At 54.9% G+C, this 13584-nt stretch carries 11 protein-coding genes; 4 read left to right on the top strand and 7 right to left on the bottom strand.

Annotation, left to right across the window (positions count from 1 at the left end; genetic code table 11):
* Positions 1–3: 3 nt before the first annotated feature.
* The 4 genes from hofC to nadC form a co-directional block, all read right to left on the bottom strand.
* Positions 4–1188 (bottom strand): protein transport protein HofC, encoded by a 1185-nt coding sequence (gene hofC, locus AX755_RS07335; RefSeq protein WP_062856535.1) that lies wholly within the window; start codon positions 1186–1188, stop codon positions 4–6.
* Positions 1178–2560: a type II secretion system protein GspE gene (gene gspE, locus AX755_RS07340; protein ID WP_062856536.1), complete on the bottom strand. Its 1383-nt coding sequence runs from the start codon at positions 2558–2560 to the stop codon at positions 1178–1180. Before gspE ends, hofC begins: the two co-directional genes overlap by 11 nt.
* Positions 2561–2572: 12 nt before the next feature.
* Positions 2573–3010 carry a prepilin peptidase-dependent pilin gene (gene ppdD / locus AX755_RS07345; protein ID WP_062856537.1) on the bottom strand — a complete coding sequence of 146 codons (438 nt, stop codon included), beginning with the start codon at positions 3008–3010 and terminating at the stop codon, positions 2573–2575.
* A 176-nt stretch (positions 3011–3186) separates the two neighbouring features.
* Positions 3187–4080 (bottom strand): carboxylating nicotinate-nucleotide diphosphorylase, encoded by an 894-nt coding sequence (gene nadC, locus AX755_RS07350; RefSeq protein ID WP_013095589.1) that lies wholly within the window; start codon positions 4078–4080, stop codon positions 3187–3189.
* A gap of 87 nt (positions 4081–4167) precedes the next feature.
* On the opposite strand from nadC, the gene ampD reads away from it, so the two are divergent.
* Together ampD and ampE are read left to right on the top strand one after the other, a co-directional pair.
* Positions 4168–4719: a 1,6-anhydro-N-acetylmuramyl-L-alanine amidase AmpD gene (ampD, locus tag AX755_RS07355; RefSeq protein WP_062856538.1), complete on the top strand. Its 552-nt coding sequence runs from the start codon at positions 4168–4170 to the stop codon at positions 4717–4719.
* Between the two features lie 9 nt (positions 4720–4728).
* Positions 4729–5583: a beta-lactamase regulator AmpE gene (gene ampE, locus AX755_RS07360; RefSeq protein ID WP_020688508.1), complete on the top strand. Its 855-nt coding sequence runs from the start codon at positions 4729–4731 to the stop codon at positions 5581–5583.
* 18 nt (positions 5584–5601) lie between these two features.
* Here the strand turns inward: ampE and AX755_RS07365 are convergent, their stop codons facing one another.
* From AX755_RS07365 to aroP, 3 genes are all read right to left on the bottom strand, one after another.
* Positions 5602–6552 (bottom strand): glycoside hydrolase family 43 protein, encoded by a 951-nt coding sequence (locus AX755_RS07365; RefSeq protein ID WP_038418687.1) that lies wholly within the window; start codon positions 6550–6552, stop codon positions 5602–5604.
* Positions 6545–7957: a glycoside-pentoside-hexuronide (GPH):cation symporter gene (locus AX755_RS07370; protein ID WP_020688510.1), complete on the bottom strand. Its 1413-nt coding sequence runs from the start codon at positions 7955–7957 to the stop codon at positions 6545–6547. Before AX755_RS07370 ends, AX755_RS07365 begins: the two co-directional genes overlap by 8 nt.
* Positions 7958–8123: 166 nt before the next feature.
* Positions 8124–9494: an aromatic amino acid transporter AroP gene (gene aroP, locus AX755_RS07375; RefSeq protein ID WP_013095594.1), complete on the bottom strand. Its 1371-nt coding sequence runs from the start codon at positions 9492–9494 to the stop codon at positions 8124–8126.
* A 537-nt stretch (positions 9495–10031) separates the two neighbouring features.
* Between aroP and pdhR the strand changes: the two genes are divergently transcribed.
* Complete coding sequence (pdhR, locus tag AX755_RS07385; protein WP_013095596.1) at positions 10032–10796, top strand: pyruvate dehydrogenase complex transcriptional repressor PdhR; 765 nt, start codon at positions 10032–10034, stop codon at positions 10794–10796.
* A gap of 123 nt (positions 10797–10919) precedes the next feature.
* Positions 10920–13583, top strand: coding sequence for a pyruvate dehydrogenase (acetyl-transferring), homodimeric type (gene aceE, locus AX755_RS07390; RefSeq protein ID WP_013095597.1), 2664 nt, complete (start codon positions 10920–10922; stop codon positions 13581–13583).
* Position 13584: the final 1 nt, after the last annotated feature.

Below are 13584 nucleotides of genomic sequence, written 5' to 3' on the forward strand. Positions count from 1 at the left end.
GCGTTATCCCGAGCTCATTGCATCCCCGAGATGGAAAATGGGCAGATACATCGCCACCACCAGCGTACCGATAATCACCCCCGTCACAATCAGCAGCACTGGCTCCAGAAGCGCGGCCAGATTATCTGCCAGTTGAAAGGTTTGCTCCGTATGATGGCGGGCAAGGTTTTCCAGCATAATGTCGAGTGACCCAGAGACCTCCCCGGTGCGTATGAGTTGAATGCACAGCGGGGTAAAGACGGCCGCTTTCTGAAATGAAGACCAGATGGTAAAGCCTTGTTCAATGTCCCCACGAACGCTGCGCAATATGCCTTGCCAGTACCGGCTATCAACAGTCTCTTCCGCGCTCTGTAATCCCTGTAAAAAGGGGATGCCCGCCTGCTGGGTGAGTGACAGTACGGTAAAGATCTGCCCCAGTTTTTGCCCTCTTGCCAGCCTTCCCGTCACGGGAATATGCATCAGGATACGTTGCCAGCGCGGATCCTGTCGCAGCGCCCAGGCGATGGCCACGGGAATAAGCAGCAGCACGAACAGGGCGATGGCGTATGTCTGGATAAACGCCGACAGGCCCATGACCATCTGTGTCAGCAGCGGCAGGGGAGTATTAAACGTTTTGTAGATGGCCGCGAACTCCGGCAAGACCAGGGTGACCATGGCCAGAACGACAAGAACGGCCAGCGCCAGGATGATCGTCGGATAGCGCAACGCCTTCTTCACTTTTGCCGTGAGTTGCTGCTGGGATTGTTGCTGCTGAGCGAGCTGGCGGCAACACGTTTCCAGCTTCCCCGTTAGCTCCCCTGTTTTTACCATCGAGACATACAGCGGGCTAAATACCGCAGGCCATTGCTTCAGCGCCTCTGAAAAGGCGCATCCCTCGCTCAGATCATCATTCATGTTTTCCAGCAGCGCCTGCCAGTGTTTGACAGGATGCTGGTCGGCCAGCATTTGCAGACTTTGCGATAACGTCAGGCCAGCCTGCAGTAGCGTGGCAAGCTGGCGAAACATCTCATAGCAATGATGGGGTTGCCAGCGGTGCGTCAGCGAGCATCGGGTGAGCGAAAGTGGGTGTAACTCTTTACGCATCAGCCTGACTAAGGCCGTTTCGCGATCTGGTGCCCACAGCACCCCACACAGAGATTCGCCTTCACTGGATAGCGCCCGCCAGCGCCAGAGATGATTAACACTCATTGGGCATTCCCAGCACGCGCAGCAACTCTTCGAGCGTGGTCAGTCCTTGCTCTACGGCCAGACAACCCTGCTCAAATAACGATGTCATTCCCGCCTGACGGGCGCTGGCTTCGATGACCTCTATCGAGGCACCACTGGCGATGGCCTGCCGGAGCGTGGTGTCGATGGCGAGGACTTCAAAAATGGCGACGCGGCCATAAAAGCCGTGATAGCAGCGATCGCAGCCGCCAGGTTGCCAGCGAGGAAGCGGCCGGGGCCATACGGTGCGCGGTAATTCTGCGCGGCTGTTGGCTTCCTGCCGACAGTGAGGACACAGACGACGCACCAGTCGCTGGGCAATCACCAGCGAAAGCGCAGAGGAGATCATCCAGCGTGCGACCCCCATCTGCTGCAGGCGAATGACGGTTTCCGTCGTGGAGTTGGTGTGCAGCGTCGACAGCACCAGATGCCCGGTCTTTGCGGCGTTAATGGCGATCTCTGCCGTTTCACTATCGCGGATTTCGCCTACCATAATGATGTCCGGATCCTGGCGCAGGAGCGCTCGCAGAACGCTCTGAAAGGTTAAGCCCGCACGGGGATTAATCTGCGTTTGGTTCAGCCCCGCAAGCGGGATCTCGATCGGATCTTCCACGCTGCAGATGTTAACGTCAGGGGTATTACGCGCCTGCAATGCGCTATAGAGCGTGACCGTTTTTCCGCTGCCAGTGGGGCCCGTGACCAAAATCAGCCCCTGCGGTTGATGAAGGATCTCGTTAAAGCGGGCCAGCTGTTTCGCACTCATTCCCAGTTTATCGGGTTCCAGCGCCTGATGAACCTGATGCAGCAGGCGCAGCACAATTTTCTCTCCGCCGCTGCAGGGAAGCGTGGCGATGCGAAAAGAGACCGGCTCGCTTGCCAGTTCAATCGTAAATTGACCATCCTGCGGTAAGCGGCGCTCCGCAATATCCAGTTGGCCCAGCACTTTTAAGCGAGCGGTGAGGGTATTTGCCACCGCTGCAGAAAGCGGTGGCAGCGGGCAAAGCACACCGTCAACACGCAAGCGGACCTGACAGATATCCCCCATCGGTTCGATATGAATGTCAGAAGCGCGCTGGTTGATCGCCTGCTGCAGGGTGTGGTTGAGAATATTCACCGTGTTGTGCGGCGTTAAAACAACCGGGAGGTGTGATTGCGCGGTTAACTGCCGGTGTTTTTCCATGCGCTCCGCTGTCCAGCATTCAATATCAATACGTTTTTGCGTGGCGAAACGTAGCGCTTCCATCATTTCAGCGGCGGGATTGCCCACGACGGCGATGCTAATCATGTCGGCGTCGCTGGTCAGCAGCAAAGCATGGTGGCGCTGGCACAGGGTGACGAGTTGATCTGAATTCATTGTCCGCTCCTGTCAGTTACTGTCGAAACGGAAAACGTCTTCGCAGGCCTCTTTGAGCGTACCGTCATTGCTGATATTGCAGCTACGTTTCCAGCCCGTCATACCGTTGCCACTGCTCCATTGCGGCGTCACCACCACCTCAAGTCCGTTAAGGCTCTCCTGCCCGGTTAACGACACGACGCCCTGCGTCACGCTCATTCCCGAGACATAGCGTGTTGTCGTTGGAGAAGGGATACCGTTACTGCCGCCGTCGCAGCTCGTCACGCCGCCATGTTCCAGGGCACAAAGTTCAATCGCCGTGCGATAGGGCACGAACGTTGGCAGCATGTCGGTCAGGGCCGCTTTTCGCAGGTAGTTCTGGTAGGCGGGAATACCAATGGCGCTCAGGATGGCAATAATGCCGATTACCACCATCAGCTCAATGAGCGTGAAGCCTTGTTGTCTGTTCATATCTGCTCCTCAGGGTTAAGTGGCGCTACTCTGACAGCGGGGAAAAAAGCAGACGAGGGGCAAAAAATGGAACGTGAAGCGGCGTTCAGGGAATTTGTACTTACTTGCAGAGAAGAACAGAGAGATTGCGAGGAGGGCTGAAATTTCCCCTCTCCAGGCAGAGAGGGGAGACGACGTTATTTGAAGCGCATGGAGAGATCGAGGGCGCGAACGTGCTTGGTCAGCGCCCCGACAGAAATGTAGTCCACGCCGGTTTCGGCGAATTCACGGATCGTTTCGAAGGTGACGTTTCCTGAAACTTCGAGCTGTGCCTGGCCGTTGGTGAGCTTCACCGCCTCGCGCATCTGTGCTGTTTCAAAGTTATCGAGCATGATGATATCGGCACCGGCCTTGATGGCCTGCTCCAGCTCTTCGAGGTTTTCAACTTCCACTTCAACCGGCACATCCGGGTGCAGCCAGAAGGCTTTCTCCACCGCCTGACGCACGGAGCCAGAGGCAATAATGTGGTTCTCTTTAATCAGGAAGGCGTCGGACAACCCCAGACGGTGGTTGGCTCCCCCGCCACAAAGCACCGCGTACTTTAATGCCGTGCGCAGACCCGGCAGCGTTTTACGGGTGTCCAGCAGTTGCGTATGGGTACCGGCCAGCAGGTCAACGTAACGACGCACTTCGCTTGCCACCCCTGAAAGGGTCTGAACAAAGTTAAGCGCGGTACGTTCACCGGTCAGCAGCACGCGGGACGGGCCTTCAAGCTCAAACAGCGGCTGGTTTGCGGTAATGGCGTCACCGTCTTCAACATGCCAGGTGATTTGCACCTCATCGCCAGCCAGTTGAGTAAATACCTCTTCAACCCAGCGCTTGCCGCAAAACACGCCATCTTCACGGGTGATGATCACGGCGTGTGAGCGTGTCTCTTTCGGCAATAATTGTGCGGTAATATCGTTGTCCGCGCTGACGTCACCGCCCAGATCTTCTTTCAAAGCATGGGCAACGCTTGCCGGAATATCCATATTAATACGTTCCAGAAGCGCTTCACGTCGGTGGTCGGGGTTGTAGCGGCGAGGCGGCATGATAAAACTCCAAATTGGTAACGAATCATAATATTGAAACATGCTACTCTGAACCGAGTAACAGCACCATACATAAGGAGTTCCAGCATGTTGTTAGAAGACGGATGGCTGGTGGATGCGCGGCGTGTACCCTCGCCGCACCACGATGGCCGCCCGGAGGATGAAAAGCCCACACTGCTGGTGGTTCATAACATTAGTCTCCCGCCGGGTGAGTTTGGCGGTCCGTGGATCGATGCGTTATTCACGGGAACGATAGATCCCGATGCCCATCCTTTCTTTGCTGAGATTGCGCATCTGCGCGTATCGGCGCACTGCCTGATCTGTCGCGATGGCGAAGTGGTTCAGTATGTTCCTTTTGATAAGCGCGCCTGGCATGCGGGTGTCTCGATGTATCAGGGGCGCGAGCGTTGCAATGACTTCTCTATTGGGATTGAACTGGAAGGCACGGACACCACCCCTTATACCGATGCACAGTACCAGCGGTTGGCGGATATCACCCAAACGCTCATCAGGCTTTACCCTGCGATTGCAGAGAACATTACGGGACACTGTGATATCGCCCCGGCGCGAAAAACCGATCCTGGCCCTGCATTTGACTGGCCCCGGTTTCGCGCCATGCTTACCGCGTCGTCAGAATAAGGAGATAACATGACGTTGTTTACCATGCTGCTGGTTATCATCGCTGAACGCTTGTTCAAACTCGGTGAGCACTGGCATCTGGATCACCGGCTGGAGGTGCTTTTCCGCCGGATTAACCATTTTTCCATGCTGCGTACGCTGCTGATGACCGCGGGCGTGATGGTGATTACGTTCTTGCTGCTGCGCTCGTTATACGGCCTCTTTTTCAACGTGCCGCTACTGGTGGTGTGGATCCTGCTCGGCGTGCTGTGTATTGGCGCAGGCAAGGTGCGTATGCACTATCACGCTTATCTGAAAGCCGCTTCCCGTGATGATGCGCATGCACGTAGCGCCATGGCCAGCGAGCTGACGATGATCCACGGCGTGCCGCCGGATTGCGATGAACGCGAGTTCCTGCGTGAACTGCAAAACGCGCTGCTGTGGATTAACTTCCGCTACTACCTGGCGCCGCTGTTCTGGTTTGTGGTGGGGGGCCCGTGGGGGCCGGTACTGCTGATGGGATATGCGTTCCTGCGCGCCTGGCAGACCTGGCTTGCCCGCTATCTCACCCCGCATGAACGTTTGCTCTCCGGCATTGATGCGATCCTGCACGTGCTCGACTGGCTTCCGGTTCGTCTGGTGGGTGTGGTCTACGCGCTTATTGGCCATGGCGAAAAAGCGCTCCCGGCGTGGTTCGCCTCGCTTGGCGACCGTCATACCTCGCAGTACCAGGTGCTGACACGCCTGGCGCAGTTCTCTCTGGCGCGTGAGCCGCATACCGACAAGATAGAAACGCCGAAAGCGGCGGTCTCGATGGCGAAGAAAACGTCGTTTGTGGTGGTCGTTATCGTGGCGTTGCTGACCATTTACGGCACGCTGGTCTGAACCCGCGTGCCGTAGCGGTTACGGCGTATCGGCAGGCGGGATGCCAAAATCAGGCATCCCGTTTTCGTGCCAGCGGACGAGCTTCAGGCGGGTATGACGATTGGGGTCATAAAGCGGATCGCCTTCAATTTCGGTGTAATTTCGCGCGTGATACACCAGCACATCTTCTCCTTCCGGCGTTTGTGTAAAGCTGTTATGGCCTGGCCCATACTGGCGGTTTTCGTAGCTGGTGACGAAGACCGGGCGCGAGGCCTTGTGCCAGTTGGCAGGATTTTGCGGATCGGCATTGATCTCTGTCCACAGCAGCCCCATGCAGTAGTTCTCGTCGGTCGCGCTGGCGGAATAGCTGATAAACAACTTGTCGCCGTGGAACAGCACCGCCGGGCCTTCGTTGACCCAGAAGCCGCGGCACTCCCAGTCATATTCCGGTTTACTGAGCATCACCGGCTCGCCTTTCAGCGTCCACGGGTTCTCCATTTCACATAAATAGAGATTGGAGTTGCCGGAGATATCCGGGGCTTTTTGCGCCCACAGATACCAGCGTTTCCCCTGATGCACGAACGTGGTAGCGTCCAGCGCAAAGGTGTCGAAGGGCGTTTTTACCTGGCCTTTTTCAGTCCACGTGCCGGTTAGCGGGTCGCGGTCGGCACACTCCAGCACAAACATGCGGTGCTGGAACATGCCCAGACCATCCAGCGCCTGGGTGTGCGCGGCGGCAAAATAGATGTACCACTTACCGTCGATATGATGCAGTTCCGGTGCCCAGATAAGCTGGCTCATCGGGCCGGTCTCCGGTTTGCGCCATACGACCACCTCGTCGGCACTGCGCAGCCCTTCCAGCGACGCTGCCCGGCGGATCGCCAGTCTGTCGTATTGCGGCACGGAGGCGATAAAATAATATTGCCCTTCATGACGCAGAATGTACGGGTCAGCGCGTTGTTCTATAAACGGGTTAGGCCAGTTATGCATGCGGCGTTCCTTCTTTTGTTTCGGCTCTCGTTTCCTGCCAGGCGTTCAGTTCGCTGTAGTTGGTGCGGCGTTTCTCCAGGTCGAGCTGGATCTGTTTCATGGTTTCCCGATCCACTTTCAGCAGTCGCACTACGCCCGCAGTGATCAAATACCCCACGCCCGGGATCACGGTAAACAGCAGAACGATCCCGTTAATGGCCTCTGCGCTTTGCGCTTTCGCACCGGCGTCGTAGCCATACCAGGAGAGCAGGAAGCCCACCATCGCGCCAGCAATCGCCAGCCCCAGCTTGAGGAAGAAGATATTGCCCGAGAAGCTGATCCCGGTGATGCGTTTACCGGTTTTCCACTCGCCATAGTCATCCACATCGGCCATTAGCGACCAGTGCAGCGGAGATGGGATCTGGTGAAGAATGTTAAGCAGGAAGTAGAGCACCACGATGGTGACGGTCGCTTTCGGGTCGAAGAAATAGAACGCGCAGGAGAAAAGCGCCAGCACGATGTTGGTCCAGAAGAACACTTTCAGTTTACACCAGCGGTCGGTCAGCACTTTCGCCAGCATACTGCCGAGCATCATTCCCACCACGCCCAGGCTGATAAACAGGGTGGCAAAGTGAGTGCTCTGGCCCATTACCCAGGTGACGTAATACATGGTGGCCGCCATGCGGATAAAGCCCGGGCAGACGTTGCAGAGGGTCAGCAGCAGAATGCGTACCCACTGGTCGTTTTTCCATACGTCCTTCAGATCGTTTTTCAGCTCATCATGGGTCTGCACCGCCGGACGTACGCGCTCGCGCACGGTGGCGAAGCAGAACAGGAACATACAGGTACCAATCAGCGCCAGCACGGTCATCGCCATCTGGTAGCCTTTGGCTTTGTTATCGCCACCAAACCAGTCCGCCATCGGCAGGAGCGTGAGCGACAGCAAAAGTGTGGCAATACCCACCATCACAAAGCGATAGGACTGGCAGGCCACGCGCTCTTTTGGGTCATTGGTGATCACGCCGCCCAACGAGCAGTAGGGAATGTTGATGGCCGTATAGGTTAACGAGAGCAGGAAGTAGGTCACAAAGGCATAGATAACTTTGCTGTTATAGCTCCAGTCTGGTGTGGTGAACATCAGGATACTGAACAGCGCATAGGGGAACGCAATCCACAAAAGCCATGGACGAAACCGCCCATATTTACTGCGGGTACGGTCCGCGATGGCCCCCATGATCGGGTCCGTAACGGCATCAATGACGCGCACAGACAGCAGCAACACGCCGACCAGCGCAGGTGCCAGCCCAAAAATATCGGTATAAAAATAATTAACAAACAACATGATGGCGCCGAAGATGATGTTGCATCCTGCATCGCCCATCCCATAGCCGATCTTCTCTTTTACTGACAGTTTATTGTTATCCATTGACTGCTCTCCGGGTGACGGTATGGAGAGAATTATTTGCTGGCTAATCGATATATGCGTTGCAGTATCAGGGCGGTGATATGGATAAAGCGGCTGACGAGGTGAATTTGTGAGGAAGGTAACAAACGCTCAGCACCCGCGAAACGAGTGCTGAGCTGAGGGGCTATTAATGTGCTTTTACGGTTTTACCGTTTTTCTGTTTTACCAGATACCCCACGCCGAGGATCGCAATCCAGACCGGGATCAGGTAAACGGAAATCGCCATGCCTGGGGTGAGTAGCATAATCACCAGCACGCCCGCCATAAACAGCAGGCAAACCCAGTTACCCAGCGGATAGAGCAGGGCAGGGAAGCGGGTGGTTACGCCCTGCTGCTGTTTAGCGCGGCGGAACTTGATGTGCGCCAGGCTGATCATCGCCCAGTTAATCACCAGAGCCGAGACCACCAGGGCCATCAGCAGGCCAAACGCCGATTCGGGGGCCATGTAGTTAATCAGCACGCAAAGCGCCGTCACGATAGCCGAAACAATGATGGTATTGACCGGCACGCCGCGCTTATCGACGTTCAGCAGGGCTTTTGGTGCGTTACCCTGCTGCGCAAGGCCGAACAGCATGCGGCTGTTGCAGTACACGCAGCTGTTGTAAACGGAAAGCGCCGCCGTCAGCACGACGATATTGAGCGCATTCGCCACGAAGGTATCGCCCAGTTCGTGGAAGATAAGGACGAACGGGCTGGTGTCGGCCGTGACGCGTGTCCACGGCAGCAGCGAGAGCAGAACGGCCAGTGAACCCACATAGAAGATCAGAATTCGGTAGATAACCTGATTCGTCGCTTTCGGGATGCTTTGCTCCGGGTTGTCGGCTTCAGCGGCGGTGATCCCCACCAGCTCCAGCCCCCCGAAGGAAAACATAATAATGGCCATCATCATCACCAGACCGGTCATCCCGTGAGGCAGGAATCCACCTTGCTCCCAGAGGTTACGCACTGTGGCCTGTGGGCCACCGTTGCCGCTGAACAGCAGCCAGCCGCCAAAGATAATCATCGCCACCACGGCAATGACTTTGATGATGGCAAACCAGAACTCCATCTCACCGAACACTTTGACGTTGGTCAGGTTGATGGCGTTGATAATGACGAAGAACGCTGCCGCAGAAACCCAGGTTGGGATCTCGGGATACCAGAACTGAATGTATTTCCCCACGGCGGTCAGTTCTGCCATGGCCACCAGAACGTAAAGCACCCAGTAGTTCCAGCCGGAAGCGAAACCGGCAAAACTGCCCCAGTATTTGTAGGCAAAGTGACTGAACGAGCCTGCAACCGGCTCTTCAACGACCATCTCACCTAACTGGCGCATGATCAGAAACGCAATAAAACCTGCGATAGCGTAACCCAAAATAATGCCTGGACCGGCCGACTGGATGACGGATGCGCTTCCCAGAAACAGGCCTGTGCCGATAGCACCACCCAATGCGATGAGCTGTATATGGCGGTTTTTAAGGCCGCGCTTAAGCTGATCGCCGTGCTGTTGAGCTTCCATTTGAAACCTCGTGTGTGGTTGTTATGTTCACGCTGTGCGTGTGTAATTATGAATATCCGTTTTCTGTATTTATTTCTTTACGGTTAATAAGACCGAAAAAAGCGGAGATGTCTTCCGTAAGCGCAAGAATAGTGGTAAGCGCCTGTGAATGCACCTGCTTTATGAAGGGCTGATGACGAGTTGAATAAAAAGAAAGCATTTGTAAATCGCACCGTTAATTCTTACTACCCCAACCTATAGAATAGAAATGCCTTAAAAGTGGGCGAATTTTCATTTTTTGCGTTGTTGAATCGCTTCAGATTGCAAAAGCCCTCGTTTCATTATGGTTAAAACTCCCTCTTTGGTAGTAATCAGCTCATTTGTGCAAAGTTACATTTCTGAAACGTTATTTCTGTAAGGTTGTTAAAATGTGCAGGGTTTACTGATTTCAATCAAAACCAATATGGACAGAAGGTGAATACTTTGTTACTTTAGCGATACGAACTTGAAATTGGTAAGACCAATTGACTCCGGGCAAAAAGGCGTAAGACAGGGAATATGGCCTACAGCAAAATTCGCCAACCAAAACTATCCGATGTGATTGAGCAGCAGCTGGAGTTTTTAATCCTCGAGGGGACACTGCGCCCGGGTGAGAAACTTCCGCCAGAACGCGAGCTGGCTAAACAGTTCGACGTATCCCGCCCCTCTCTGCGTGAGGCGATTCAACGCCTCGAAGCAAAGGGCTTGCTGCTTCGTCGCCAGGGCGGCGGAACCTTTGTTCAAAACAGCCTGTGGCAGAGCTTCAGCGATCCGCTGGTAGAACTTCTCTCTGACCACCCAGAATCCCAGTTTGATCTGCTTGAGACCCGTCACGCGCTTGAAGGTATCGCGGCCTATTACGCCGCCCTTCGCAGCACTGATGAAGATCGCGTGCGTATCCGCGAACTGCATCAGGCCATTGAACGGGCACAGCAGTCCGGCGATTTAGACGCCGAGTCCAATGCCGTCGTCCAGTATCAGATTGCCGTCACCGAAGCGGCACACAACGTAGTGCTCCTCCATCTGCTACGCTGCATGGAGCCGATGCTGGCCCAGAACGTTCGTCAAAATTTTGAATTGTTGTATGCCCGTCGGGACATGCTCCCGCTGGTAAGCAACCATCGCACCCGAGTATTCGAGGCGATAATGGCCGGGGAACCGGAGCAGGCGCGCGAAGCGTCGCACCGACATCTGGCTTTCATTGAGGAAATCTTGCTGGACCGCAGCCGAGAACAATCGCGTCGCGAACGTTCATTACGCCGCATACAGCAACGAAAGGATTAAGCGCCAGGTACTTTTAGAGCGCGGCAACTAAACGCAGAACCTGTCTTATTGTGTTTTCTGACGAAAATACAATGGGACAGGTTCCAGACAAATCAACGTATTAGATAGATAAGGAATACCCCCATGTCAGAACGTCTCCAAAATGACGTGGATCCGATCGAAACTCGCGACTGGCTACAGGCGATCGAATCGGTCATCCGTGAAGAAGGTGTTGAGCGCGCTCAGTATCTGATTGATCAGCTGCTTTCTGAAGCCCGCAAAGGCGGCGTGAAGGTTGCTTCAGGTGCAGGGGCTAGCAACTACGTAAACACGATTGCCGTTGAAGACGAACCGGAATACCCGGGCAATCTGGATCTGGAACGCCGTATCCGTTCTGCCATCCGCTGGAACGCCATCATGACCGTTCTGCGTGCGTCCAAGAAAGATCTGGAGCTGGGTGGCCACATGGCGTCCTTCCAGTCCTCTGCGACCGTTTACGAAGTGTGCTTCAACCACTTCTTCCGTGCTGCTAACGAGAAAGACGGCGGCGACCTGGTGTACTTCCAGGGCCACATCTCTCCGGGCATCTATGCACGTGCATTCCTGGAAGGTCGTCTGACTGAAGAGCAGATGAACAACTTCCGTCAGGAAGTTCACGGTAAAGGTCTGTCTTCTTACCCGCACCCTAAACTGATGCCTGAATTCTGGCAGTTCCCGACCGTATCCATGGGTCTGGGCCCAATCGGTGCAATCTATCAGGCGAAATTCCTGAAGTACCTGGAACACCGTGGTCTGAAAGATACCTCTGAGCAAACCGTTTACGCCTTCCTGGGCGACGGTGAGATGGATGAGCCAGAATCTAAAGGTGCGATCACCATCGCTACCCGTGAGAAGCTGGACAACCTGTGCTTCATCATCAACTGTAACCTGCAGCGTCTGGATGGTCCGGTAACCGGTAACGGTAAGATCATCAACGAACTGGAAGGCATCTTCGCAGGTGCTGGCTGGAACGTTATCAAAGTAATGTGGGGTTCCCGTTGGGACGAACTGCTGCGTAAAGACACCAGCGGTAAACTGATCCAGCTGATGAACGAAACCGTTGACGGTGACTACCAGACCTTCAAATCCAAAGACGGTGCCTACGTTCGTGAGCACTTCTTCGGCAAATATCCTGAAACCGCCGCACTGGTTGCAGACTGGACTGACGAGCAGATCTGGGCGCTGAACCGTGGTGGTCACGATCCGAAGAAAATCTACGCTGCACTGAAAAAAGCGCGCGAAACCAAAGGTAAAGCGACTGTAATCCTGGCCCACACCATCAAAGGTTACGGCATGGGTGATACCGCAGAAGGTAAAAACATCGCTCACCAGGTTAAGAAAATGAACATGGACGGCGTGCGCTATATTCGCGACCGTTTCAACGTGCCAGTGACCGATGAGCAGGTAGAAAACCTGTCTTACATCACCTTCCCGGAAGGTTCTGAAGAGTACAAGTACCTGCACGAACGTCGTCAGGCGCTGAAAGGCTACCTGCCAGCTCGTCAGCCTAACTTCACCGAGAAACTGGAACTGCCAGCGCTGGAAGACTTCTCTCAGTTGCTGGAAGAGCAGAACAAAGAGATCTCCACCACTATCGCTTTCGTTCGTGCCCTGAACGTGATGCTGAAGAACAAGTCGATCAAAGATCGTCTGGTGCCAATCATCGCTGACGAAGCGCGTACTTTCGGTATGGAAGGTCTGTTCCGTCAGATCGGTATCTACAGCCCGAACGGCCAGCAGTACACCCCGCAGGACCGTGAGCAGGTTGCTTACTACAAAGAAGACGAGAAAGGTCAGATCCTGCAGGAAGGTATCAACGAGCTGGGCGCAGGCGCATCCTGGCTGGCTGCTGCGACCTCTTACAGCACCAACAACCTGCCGATGATCCCGTTCTACATCTACTACTCCATGTTCGGGTTCCAGCGTATCGGTGACCTGTGCTGGCAGGCAGGCGACCAGCAGGCTCGCGGCTTCCTGATTGGTGGTACTTCCGGTCGTACGACCCTGAACGGTGAAGGTCTGCAGCACGAAGATGGCCACAGCCACATTCAGTCTCTGACTATCCCTAACTGTATCTCTTACGACCCGTCTTACGCGTACGAAGTGGCAGTCATCATGCATGACGGTCTGCAGCGCATGTACGGCGAAGCGCAAGAGAACATTTACTACTACATCACCACCCTGAACGAAAACTACCACATGCCGGCAATGCCAGCAGGTGCCGAGGAAGGTATCCGTAAAGGTATCTACAAACTCGAAACCATCGAAGGTAGCAAAGGTAAAGTTCAGCTGCTGGGCTCCGGTTCTATTCTGCGTCACGTTCGTGAAGCAGCGCAGATCCTGGCGAAAGACTACGGTGTGGGTTCCGACGTGTACAGCGTGACCTCCTTCACTGAACTGGCGCGTGATGGCCAGGATTGTGAGCGCTGGAACATGCTGCACCCAATGGAAACCCCACGCGTTCCGTACATCGCTCAGGTGATGAACGACGCGCCAGCGGTGGCGTCTACTGACTATATGAAACTGTTCGCTGAGCAGGTTCGTACTTACGTTCCAGCTGATGATTATCGTGTACTGGGTACTGACGGCTTCGGTCGTTCTGACAGCCGCGAAAACCTGCGTCACCACTTCGAAGTTGATGCTTCTTACGTGGTTGTAGCAGCACTGGGCGAACTGGCTAAACGTGGCGAAATCGATAAGAAAGTGGTTGCGGACGCAATTACCAAATTCAACATCGATGCAGAAAAAGTTAACCCGCGTCTGGCGTAAG

Source organism: Enterobacter sp. SENG-6, assembly GCF_001605945.1.
Classification (GTDB): Bacteria; Pseudomonadota; Gammaproteobacteria; order Enterobacterales; family Enterobacteriaceae; genus Enterobacter; species Enterobacter cloacae.